The 9,856-nt window shown below is 65.5% G+C and carries 9 protein-coding genes; all 9 read right to left on the bottom strand.

Annotation, left to right across the window (positions count from 1 at the left end; all coding sequences use genetic code 11):
- Nucleotides 1–112: 112 nt before the first annotated feature.
- The gene (locus tag EOA27_RS09605; RefSeq protein WP_040984608.1) at nt 113–337 is read right to left on the bottom strand and encodes a hypothetical protein; all 225 of its coding nucleotides are present in this window, start codon (nt 335–337) and stop codon (nt 113–115) included.
- Nucleotides 338–505: 168 nt separating this feature from the next.
- Nucleotides 506–1,249 (bottom strand): SDR family NAD(P)-dependent oxidoreductase, encoded by a 744-nt coding sequence (locus EOA27_RS09610; protein WP_126078262.1) that lies wholly within the window; start codon nt 1,247–1,249, stop codon nt 506–508.
- Nucleotides 1,250–1,334: 85 nt separating this feature from the next.
- Nucleotides 1,335–2,816 carry an amidophosphoribosyltransferase gene (purF, locus tag EOA27_RS09615; RefSeq protein ID WP_042637921.1) on the bottom strand — a complete coding sequence of 494 codons (1,482 nt, stop codon included), beginning with the start codon at nt 2,814–2,816 and terminating at the stop codon, nt 1,335–1,337.
- 114 nt (nt 2,817–2,930) lie between these two features.
- Nucleotides 2,931–3,605, bottom strand: a complete 675-nt coding sequence (locus EOA27_RS09620) for a CvpA family protein (protein ID WP_042637922.1) — start codon at nt 3,603–3,605, stop codon at nt 2,931–2,933.
- Nucleotides 3,606–3,647: 42 nt separating this feature from the next.
- Entirely contained in the window at nt 3,648–5,051 is a 1,404-nt protein-coding gene (radA, locus tag EOA27_RS09625; protein WP_126078261.1) for a DNA repair protein RadA, read from the bottom strand.
- Between the two features lie 222 nt (nt 5,052–5,273).
- Complete coding sequence (locus EOA27_RS09635) at nt 5,274–6,764, bottom strand: replicative DNA helicase (protein WP_127256025.1); 1,491 nt, start codon at nt 6,762–6,764, stop codon at nt 5,274–5,276.
- 199 nt (nt 6,765–6,963) lie between these two features.
- Entirely contained in the window at nt 6,964–7,929 is a 966-nt protein-coding gene (locus EOA27_RS09640) for a small ribosomal subunit Rsm22 family protein (protein WP_126078259.1), read from the bottom strand.
- Nucleotides 7,930–7,932: 3 nt separating this feature from the next.
- The gene (locus EOA27_RS09645) at nt 7,933–8,256 is read right to left on the bottom strand and encodes a YnfA family protein (RefSeq protein ID WP_126078258.1); all 324 of its coding nucleotides are present in this window, start codon (nt 8,254–8,256) and stop codon (nt 7,933–7,935) included.
- A 67-nt stretch (nt 8,257–8,323) separates the two neighbouring features.
- Complete coding sequence (locus EOA27_RS09650) at nt 8,324–9,619, bottom strand: cyclopropane-fatty-acyl-phospholipid synthase family protein (protein WP_126078257.1); 1,296 nt, start codon at nt 9,617–9,619, stop codon at nt 8,324–8,326.
- Nucleotides 9,620–9,856: the final 237 nt, after the last annotated feature.

The raw sequence follows: 9,856 nt of genomic DNA on the forward strand, positions 1-9,856 counted from the left end.
GCCCAGTAGGCAACACTCCCCCTCACCCAGCCTCCGCTTCACTCGGCTGACCTCTCCCCAGCGGGGAGAGGTCAGCCGAGTGAAGCGGAGGCTGGGTGAGGGGGAGTGTTGCCTACTGGGCCGAAGGCTCCTCCGCGTCCCCTTCATCCGTAAACGGCGAGGCGCTCGGCACGCATTGCACGGCCCAGCCCTGCGGCGTCGGCTGCTTCTGATATTCGGTGATGGCGTTTGTGCACTGCTCGCGGGTGTCGAAGGTGCTGGGCAGCACCACCATGCCGCCTTGCGGGCCGGCGATCACCAGATACCAGACCAACGCTACGCTGGGAGTGGCAGCCATGGGAATTCCTCGCTTTGCTTGAATGTCGGAGTCGCAGGGACTCTAGCAACTCCCCCGGCACGGCGAAAGCTGGGCGGTGGCACACGCTTCCACCGCCCCGGTCACAGACCTGTGAAGAGGGCCTTCGCCAGGCGGGCTCGATCGGCCGCGACGCGCTTTGAACTCGAATTATTCCGGTTGCTGGTAGGCGACGAAGCGGTTGTGCTTGGCCTGGAAGATCAGGCCCGTCTCCTTCAGTTCCGGGCTTGCCAGCGGCACGATGCGCTTGGCGATCTCGGACGGATGCGGCAGCGTCTCCGGATCCTCGCCGGGCATCGCCTGCGCGCGCATCGCGGTGCGGGTGGCGCCGGGATCGGCGGCGTTGACCCTGAGCGGCAGGCTCTCGGTCTCATGCGCCCAAGAGCGCATCATCGTCTCCACCGCCGCCTTGGACGCCGCGTAGGGCGCCCAGAAGGCACGCGCCGAATGGGCGGAGTTGGCGGACATGATGATGGCGCGGCCGGCATCGGAAAGCCTGAGCAGAGGGTCGACCGAGCGGATCAATCGCCACGTCGCGGTGACGTTGATGGTCATCACCTTCTCGAAGGTCTTGGCCTCGACATGGCCGATCGGCGAAATGACGCCGAGCACGGCGGCATTGGCGACAAGGATGTCGAGCTTGCCCCAGCGCTCATGGATGGCGCCGCCCAGCCGGTCGATGCCTGCCATGTCGGTGAGGTCGAGCGGCACCAGCGTCGCCTGTCCGCGCCCATCAGCCTTGATCTGGTCGTCGAGCTGTTCCAGCCCGCCCACCGTGCGCGCCACCGCGATGACATGCGCGCCGGCTGCCGCCAGTTCCCTGGCGATGAAATAGCCGATGCCGCGCGAGGCGCCGGTGACGACCGCCACGCGGCCGGAAAGGTCGAGGGTCATGCGAGAATTCCGTGGGCTAAAGCAATTCCAGGAAAAGTGTCTGACGGTTTTCCGTCCGGAATTGCGTCAAAACAGATACCGCGGCCTACGACCCGCTCGACGCCAGCAGCGACAGCGTGCGCACATTGTCGTGGCCTTCGAAGTCGAGCAGGCGGGTGGGGTACTGTCCCGTGAAGCAGGCGTCGCAGAATTGCGGCTGGTCGTTGTCGCGGCGCGCCTCGCCGACGGCGCGGTAGAGTCCATCGATCGACAGGAAACCGAGCGAATCGACGCGGATGAACTCGGCCATCTCCTCGACCGACATGCGCGATGCGAGCAGCTTCGACTTCTCCGGCGTGTCGACGCCGTAGAAGCAGGATGCGCTGGTCGGCGGCGAGGCGATGCGCATATGCACTTCCTTCGCGCCGGCATCGCGCACCATCTGCACGATCTTCTGGCTGGTGGTGCCGCGCACTATCGAATCGTCGACCAGCACCACGCGCTTGCCCTCGATCATGCGGCGGTTGGCGTTGTGCTTCAGCTTAACGCCCATGTGGCGGATCGAATCGCCAGGCTGGATGAAGGTGCGCCCGACATAGTGGTTGCGGATGATGCCGAGCTCGAAGGGAATGCCGGCGGCCTGGGAGAAGCCGATTGCGGCCGGCGTGCCGGAATCCGGCACCGGCACGACGATGTCGGCCTCGACCGGGTTTTCCTGCGCCAGTTCCGCGCCGATGCGCTTGCGCACCTCATAGACGTTGCGGCCCTCGACCGAGGAATCCGGCCGCGCGAAATAGACATATTCGAAGATGCAGAAGCGCGTCTTCTGCGGCTCGAACGGGAAGATGCTCTCGATCCCCTTGGAGGTGATGACCACCATCTCGCCGGGCTTGATGTCGCGCACGAAGCGGGCGCCGATGATGTCAAGCGCGCAGGTCTCTGATGCCAGGATCCAGGCGCCGTCGAGGTCGCCCAGCACCAGCGGGCGGATGCCGAGCGGGTCGCGGCAGCCGATCATCTTCTTGGCCGTCATCGCCACCAGTGAGAAGGCGCCCTCCACCTGGCGCACCGCTTCGATGAAGCGCGAATTCAGATCGCGCTCCTTGCTGGTCGCGACCAAGTGCAGCAGCGTCTCGGTGTCGGAGGTCGACGAGAAGATCGAGCCCTGCTTCTGCAGAGCGCGCTGCACGGTGAGCGCGTTGGTGAGGTTGCCGTTGTGGGCGACGGCAAGACCGCCCTCCGCAAGCTCGGCGAAGAAGGGCTGGATGTTGCGCAGCCCGGCGCCGCCGGTGGTGGCATAGCGCGTATGGCCGATGGCGCGATTACCCTGCAAGCTGTCGATGACGCGCTGCTTGGTGAAGGTGTCGCCGATCAGGCCGACATGGCGCTCGACATGGAACTGGGTGCCGTCATAGGAGACGATGCCTGCCGCTTCCTGGCCGCGATGCTGCAGGGCGTGCAGGCCGAGTGTGACGATGGCCGCCGCGTCCTGCCGGCCGAAGATGCCGAACACGCCGCATTCGTCGTGGAAATGATCGTCGGCCTCGGCGGAAAGGACATTGCCTGCATCTGCCGTTGAGTCTGCCATCTGGTGCTCAAGCTCCGCTAAAGCCGCCATATAGGGCGATCTCTCGCGGAACGCAACGCACCTCGTCAGGCATTCACAAATTGCCTCAGGCCAGCGCTATGGCTGGCCTGGATTTCAGTTTGCCGGCGCTGGAGCGGGAGCAGGGGCGGGCGCCGGAGCTGGCTCGTTATCGGCAGGCGCCTCGCCCTCGCTGTCGTCGGGCGCCGGCGCGTTGTCGTCGCCGGCCGGCGGCTCGGCCGCGGGCTGGTCGGTCGTGGCCGGCGCGCCAGCCTGCGGCGTGCCCTTATGCGTGTATTTGTTGACCAGTTCCTCGGTGTTTTCCGGCAGCACGCTCTCGAGCTTGGCGCCGATCGTCTCGAGCAACGGCCGCGACTTGGCGTTGGCGATCCAGGCGGGCGCCTTGGCGCCGGCAAGCCAGTTGAAGAACAGGAGCGCCACCGCGACCACCAGGATGCCGCGCGCCGCGCCATAGAGGAAGCCGAGCGTACGGTCGAGCGCGCCGATACGCGAATCGATGATCCAGTCGGCAAGCTTCATCGTGATGACGGAGACGACGATCAGCGCGATCAGGAAGACGATGCCCGCGGAAGCCGCCATCGCGATCTTGTCGTTGTCGATATAGGGCTGAACGTAGGGCAGGACCGGCTTGTAGAAGAAGAACGCCGCTGCCGCCGCCGCTGCCCAGGAAACCACCGACAGCACTTCGCGGGAGAAGCCGCGCACCATGGCGAGCATTGCTGAAACCAGGGTGAAGCCGACGAGAATTCCGTCAAGCAGCGTAATCGGCATGGTCCTCGCCCCACTTCCTGTCTTACGGCCCGACGAGCCGCGTCACTCATCGTCGTCGGCACGGCTGCGCCGTGAGCCGGCTATTCGCGCCACAAGGTCGGCAAGCTCGGTGGGCTGGAACGCGCCGGCCCCGATCCCCCCGGCAACTTCCTCGCTGCCGAGCGGCAGCACCGCGCTTCCAAAGCCCAGCTTTTCGGCTTCCTTGAGGCGCTGCTGCGCATGCGCAACCGGCCTCACGGCGCCCGATAGGCTGATTTCGCCGAAATAGACGCAATCGGCGGGAAGGGCAAGACCGGTGAGCGACGAAACCAGCGCCGCGGCGACCGCCAGATCGGCCCCCGGCTCCGAGATCCGGTAGCCGCCGGCGACGTTGAGATAGACGTCGTGCTGGCCGAAGCGCACGCCGCAATGCGCCTCGAGCACGGCGAGCACCATCGACAGCCGCGCCCCATCCCAGCCGACGACGGCGCGGCGCGGCGTGCCGAGCGAGGAGGGAGCGACCAGCGCCTGGATCTCGACCAGCACCGGCCGCGTGCCCTCCATGCCTGCGAAAACCGCGGCGCCCGGGGATTTCGCGTGGCGTTCGCCGAGGAAAAGCTCGGACGGATTGGAAACCTCGCGCAGGCCCTTATCCGACATTTCGAAGACGCCGATCTCGTCGGTTGGCCCAAAGCGGTTCTTCACCGTGCGCAGGATGCGGAAGTGATGGTTGCCTTCGCCTTCGAAGTAAAGCACGCCGTCGACCATGTGCTCGACGACGCGCGGGCCGGCGATCTGGCCCTCCTTGGTGACATGGCCGACGAGCACGATCGCAGCACCCGTGGATTTCGCATAGCGGATCATGGCTTGAGCGGCGGCGCGCACCTGGGTCACGGTGCCCGGCGCCGAATCGGCAAGGTCGGTCCACAGCGTCTGGATGGAATCGAGGATGACGAGGTCCGGCCGCTTGCCGTCGGCGATGGTCGCCAGAATGTCCTCGACATTGGTTTCGGCTGCGAGCTCGACCGGCGTCGAGGCGACGCCGAGCCGCTGGGCGCGCAGCCTGATCTGCGCGACGGCTTCCTCGCCCGAAACATAGACGATGCGGTGGCCCTTCGAGGCGAGCGCCGCCGCCGCTTGCGTCAAAAGCGTCGACTTGCCGATGCCCGGGTCGCCGCCGACCAGCAGCGCCGAGCCGCGGACAAAACCGCCGCCGGTGGCGCGGTCTAGCTCGCTGATGCCCGAAACGATGCGCGGCGCATCCTCGATGTCGCCGGCGAGGCTGGTCAGCACCACGGCGCGGCCTTTTCGCGCGTTGCGCGTGTTGGCCGGCCCCGATCCGATGCCGCCGGCGGTGCCTTCCTCGACCAGCGTGTTCCACTCGCCGCAGGCGTCGCATTTGCCCGCCCAGCGCTGATGCACCGAGCCGCAATTCTGGCAGATGAACTGAACGCGCGATTTGGCCATCAGACGCGGCCCGATATTGGATGGGCTGACGGGACAGCGCCCCCCTCTGTCCTGCCGGACATCTCCCTCTCTAGGGGGTAGATCAGCAGTTCCGCCAATGATGCCCATCCTGCAACGTTGGCGATTGGCGAAAGCCGACGCGACATCCAATCTCCCCCCTTGAGGGGGAGATGTCCGGCAGGACAGAGAGGGGGGCGACGGAGTGAGACGTTTCCCAAAACGCTACTCGAACCTCTCCGGCAGATGATGCTCCTCGGCCAGATCGGAGAACCGCGTGAATTCGCCATGGAAGGCGAGGCTGACGGTGCCGGTCGGTCCGTGGCGCTGCTTGGCCACGATGCACTCGGCCTTGCCGCGCGCCTCGTTCACCTCGTTTTCCCACTTGACGTATTCCTCGGTGCCGAGCTTCGGCTCGCGGTTCTTGAGGTAGTACTCCTCGCGATAGACGAACAGCACCACGTCGGCGTCCTGCTCGATCGAGCCGGATTCGCGCAGGTCCGAGAGTTGCGGGCGCTTGTCGTCGCGGCTTTCGACCTGACGCGACAGCTGCGACAGCGCGATGATCGGTACGCCGAGCTCCTTGGCCAAGGCCTTCAAGCCCGTGGTGATCTCGGTGATTTCCTGCACGCGGTTCTGCGACGCGCGGGCGGAGGATCCCTGCATCAGCTGGATATAGTCGATGACGATGAGGTCGAGGCCGCGCTGGCGCTTCAGCCGCCGCGCCCGAGCCGACAGCTGGGCGATCGAGATACCGCCGGTCTGGTCGATGAACAGCGGGATCTTCTGCATCGTCTGCGAGCAGGCGACGAGCTTTTCGAAATCCATCTCGGTGATCTCGCCGCGGCGGATCTTCGACGAAGAAATCTCGGTCTGCTCTGAGATGATGCGGGTGGCGAGCTGCTCCGACGACATTTCCAGCGAGAAGAAGCCGACGACGCCGCCATTGGCGGCCTTGAAGGTCCCGTCGGCCTGCTGCGCCGGGACGTAAGCCTCGGCGATGTTGAAGGCGATGTTGGTGGCCAAGGAGGTCTTGCCCATGCCCGGGCGTCCGGCCAGCACGATCAGGTCGGAAGGCTGCAGGCCGCCCATGCGGCGGTCGAGGTCGCGCAGACCGGTCGAGATGCCGGACAGGTGGCCATCGCGCATATAGGCTGCGTTGGCCATGTCGACGGCGGTCTTGACCGCGTCGTTGAAGCTCTCGAAGCCGCCGTCATAGCGGCCGGTTTCGGCGAGCTCGAACAGCCGCCGCTCGGCGTCCTCGATCTGCTCGGACGGCGACATGTCGACCGGCGCGTCATAGGCGATGTTGACCATGTCCTCGCCGACGGTGATCAGCGCGCGGCGCGTGGCGAGGTCGTAGATAGCGCGGCCATAGTCGGTGGCGTTGACGACGGTGACCGCTTCGACCGCAAGCCGCACCACATATTGCGCCACCGTCATGTCGCCGACCTTCTCGTCGGCCGGCAGGAAGGTCTTGAGCGTGATCGGCGTCGCGATCTTGCCCATGCGGATCAGCTCGGACGCGACCTCGAAGATGCGGCGATGCAGCGGCTCGTAGAAATGCGCCGGCTTGAGGAAATCCGAGACCCGGTAGAAGGCGTCATTATTGACGAGAATAGCGCCGAGCAGCGCCTGCTCGGCCTCAATGTTGTTCGGTGCCTCACGATAAAGCGGCGTTTCCGCCGCGCCGAATTTCAGTGCCGCCTCTGCCATAATGTCCCCGATTTCGATCCCGCCTTCCTCGATACCAGAACCGGAAGATTCGATGCTGACCTTTCTGCAACAGTACGATTCTGACTGACCTTGATACTCGCGATTCACAGCCAAAATTTTCTGGTGGAAAGAATCGTCATTGACTCGAATCGAAGAGGGTGAAGATAACGCTTCGAACGAGAACAAAACAAGAAAATTCCTATCGCAGCGTGTCGCCCCAGTCCGCGCGCCGGGCCGTCTTGAAGACGTCGCCGTCGCGCTTGCTGAACAGTTGCTCGCCGGCGCTGCCGTCCGGCTGGCAGAGTTTCAGCACCACCTTGCCGGAGCCGCCTTTCGGCGGCGCCAGCACCCGCGCGGCGCGCGCCGGCGCCGGCTGCCGGGAGGCGGCGAGATAGATGAACTTCTCGTCCTCCCACGGCACCTCGGCCTCCTTGACCAGACGATGCATGCGCGAGCGGGCGACGCGGCGCGAAAAATGGCACCAGTCGGGCGGCGTGAGCGGGCAGGGTGCAGCGTGCGGGCAGGGCGCCAGCATATGCGCGCCGGCGGCAATCAGTTGCTGTCGCGCGGCAAGGATGCGCTGCCAGCCGGCGGGCGTGCCTGGCTCGACGACGAGCAGCGTGTCGGCGGTCAGCTGCCAAAGGCGATCGACGAGCTTCGGCAGCGAGGCCGGCGCGACTTCGTCGAGCACATAGGCGATGCTGACGAGGTCGGCGGGCTTGAGGCTGTCGAGATCGATGGTGGCATCGCCGGCGACCCATTCGGTGCGGGCGGCGATCGTGCCGGCTGCAAGCGACTGCCCGACCTTGCGCACCGCGGCGCTTGCCTCGACCAGCATCGCCTGTCCCAGCTCCGGCCAGGCGTCTGCCGTGGCCCAAAGCATCGTGCCAGGCCCGGCGCCGATGTCGAGCAGGGTCTTGGGTTGGAAATCCGGTCGCGCATCGGCAAGCGCATCGAGGCTGGCGCGCACCGCGGCATAGGTGGCGGGCAGCCGCGTCGCCAGATAGGCCTTGACCGCCATCTCCTCGCCCATATGCAGGCGGCCGTCGCGCAGCTCAGCGCGGTAGCGTTCGGACAGCGTCCTTGCCGCCTGCCTCAGCGCCGGCAGCGGCACTTTCTCGAGCAGGCTGTCAACGCCTTGCCGGAGCGGGGCAGGAAGCTCCATCGCTCAAGCCCCGCGCGGCGCAAGCAGGATGACGGAGGCGCCGACGATGCAGATCGCCGCGCCGCCCAGGTCCCAGCGGTCGGGACGCAAGCCTTCGACCAGCCACAGCCAGCCAAGCGAAGCCGCAACGTAGATGCCGCCATAGGCGGCATAGGCGCGGCCGGCCGCATCTGTCTCGACCAGCGAAAGCAGGAAGGCGAACAGCGCGAGCGAGACGAGGCCGGGGAGAAGCCAGAGCGGCGACTTCTCCAGCCGCCACCACGCCCAGAACGAGAAGCAGCCGGCGATCTCGGCAAGCGCTGCGGCGATACAGATGAGATAGGTCATGAAAAAGGTCTCGCGAACGAGACCTTTTTCATAGCGTCACCGCGCAATGGCAAGCGGCAATGCGTGCCTACTCCACCGCCTTGCGCCTGCGCGTCGGCTTGGCCGGCCGGGCGGCAGGCGCTTCCGGCTCCGGATGGCCGTGGTCGCGCAACTCCAACGCCTTCTCGCACTTGGCGATATAGTCGCGGGTCACCGGCAGGGTGTCGTTCTTCTTGGCGAGCTGGAACTGGAAGATCACCAGGTCCTGCCAGCGGAAGGCGGCCTCCGAGGCGGCGAGATAGAACTCCCACATCCGACAGAAGCGCTCGTCATAGATCGCCTTCGCCTTGTCGCGGTTGGCGGCGAAGCGGGCGCCCCAATGCTTCAGCGTGTCGGCATAGTGCAGCCGCAGGATTTCTATGTCCGTCACCACCAGGCCCGACTTCTCGATCGCCGGCATCACCTCCGACATCGCCGGGATGTAACCGCCCGGGAAAATGTATTTGCGGACGAAGGCGCTGGTCGCCCACGGCACGCCGGAACGGCCGATCGTGTGGAGCAGCATCACGCCGTCTGGCTTGAGCAGCGTCGCGGTCTTGTCGAAGAAGGTTCGGTAATGGTTGACGCCGACATGCTCGAACATGCCGACCGAGACGATGCGGTCGAAGCGCTCGTTGATGTGCCGATAGTCCTTGAGCTCGAAATGCACGCGGTCCTGCAGGCCTTGCGCATGCGCGCGGTCGGTGGCGACGCCATGCTGCTCGGTGGACAGCGTGACGCCCTGCACGTCGACGTCGAAGATCTTGGCGAGATAGAGGCCGAGCCCGCCCCAGCCGGAGCCGATGTCGAGCACCGTCTGGCCAGCCTTGAGCCGCAGCTTGGCGGCGATGTGGCGCTTCTTGGCAAGCTGCGCCTCGTCCAGCGTCATGTCTGGCTGCTCGAAATAGGCGCAGGAATACTGCATGTCCTCGTCGAGGAAGAGCTTGTAGAGCTCGCCCGACAGGTCGTAGTGGCGCTGCACATTGCGGCGCGAGCGCGCGGCGGTGTTGATCTGCTGCAGCCGGCGGAAGGCATGGCGCAGACCCTCGATCGCCTTCGACCAGGACACGTCGATGCCGCTCGATCCCATGTTCTGGAACGCGATGCGCATCAGCCCGAGAATGCCACCCTCCAGCACGTCCAATTCGCCGTCCATATAGGCCTCGGGCACCGCCAGCATCGGATCGAAGGTGATGGCGCGCTCGGCATGCGACGTCTTGATGTGGATATGCACCGGCTCGCCGCTGCCGTCGCCGAACTTGTGCGTCGTGCCTTTCGGCCCAGTCACCTTGAGGTCGCCGACCCGCACCAGGCGTTCGAGAACGTGTTTCAACAGGATGTTCATGACCAAATGTCCCCTCAGTCGGATCACCCGGTAATCAGACTGGAATGCCTAAGCGAAGATGCCACAGCGCATCGCCCGCGTCCAATCGACGCGCTACGCTGTAATGTGCACAAGATATGGGGTGTCGAAAAGTTCCTTTTGGCACAAAAAAGCCCGGGTCTGAGACCCGGGCGTTGGTCCAGAAATCCTGGACGTCTGCGAGCCGAAGCGATGCTTCGGAAATGCAGTGATCAGGCG

Source organism: Mesorhizobium sp. M2A.F.Ca.ET.037.01.1.1 (genome assembly GCF_003998075.1).
Taxonomy (GTDB): Bacteria; Pseudomonadota; Alphaproteobacteria; order Rhizobiales; family Rhizobiaceae; genus Mesorhizobium.

Coding starts and splice junctions, on each gene's coding strand:
- EOA27_RS09605 (WP_040984608.1), bottom strand. CDS start 337: ATGGCTGCCACTCCCAGCGTAGCGTTGGTCTGGTATCTGGTGATCGCC.
- EOA27_RS09610 (WP_126078262.1), bottom strand. CDS start 1,249: ATGACCCTCGACCTTTCCGGCCGCGTGGCGGTCGTCACCGGCGCCTCG.
- purF (WP_042637921.1), bottom strand. CDS start 2,816: ATGGCAGACTCAACGGCAGATGCAGGCAATGTCCTTTCCGCCGAGGCC.
- EOA27_RS09620 (WP_042637922.1), bottom strand. CDS start 3,605: ATGCCGATTACGCTGCTTGACGGAATTCTCGTCGGCTTCACCCTGGTT.
- radA (WP_126078261.1), bottom strand. CDS start 5,051: ATGGCCAAATCGCGCGTTCAGTTCATCTGCCAGAATTGCGGCTCGGTG.
- EOA27_RS09635 (WP_127256025.1), bottom strand. CDS start 6,764: ATGGCAGAGGCGGCACTGAAATTCGGCGCGGCGGAAACGCCGCTTTAT.
- EOA27_RS09640 (WP_126078259.1), bottom strand. CDS start 7,929: ATGGAGCTTCCTGCCCCGCTCCGGCAAGGCGTTGACAGCCTGCTCGAG.
- EOA27_RS09645 (WP_126078258.1), bottom strand. CDS start 8,256: ATGACCTATCTCATCTGTATCGCCGCAGCGCTTGCCGAGATCGCCGGC.
- EOA27_RS09650 (WP_126078257.1), bottom strand. CDS start 9,619: ATGAACATCCTGTTGAAACACGTTCTCGAACGCCTGGTGCGGGTCGGC.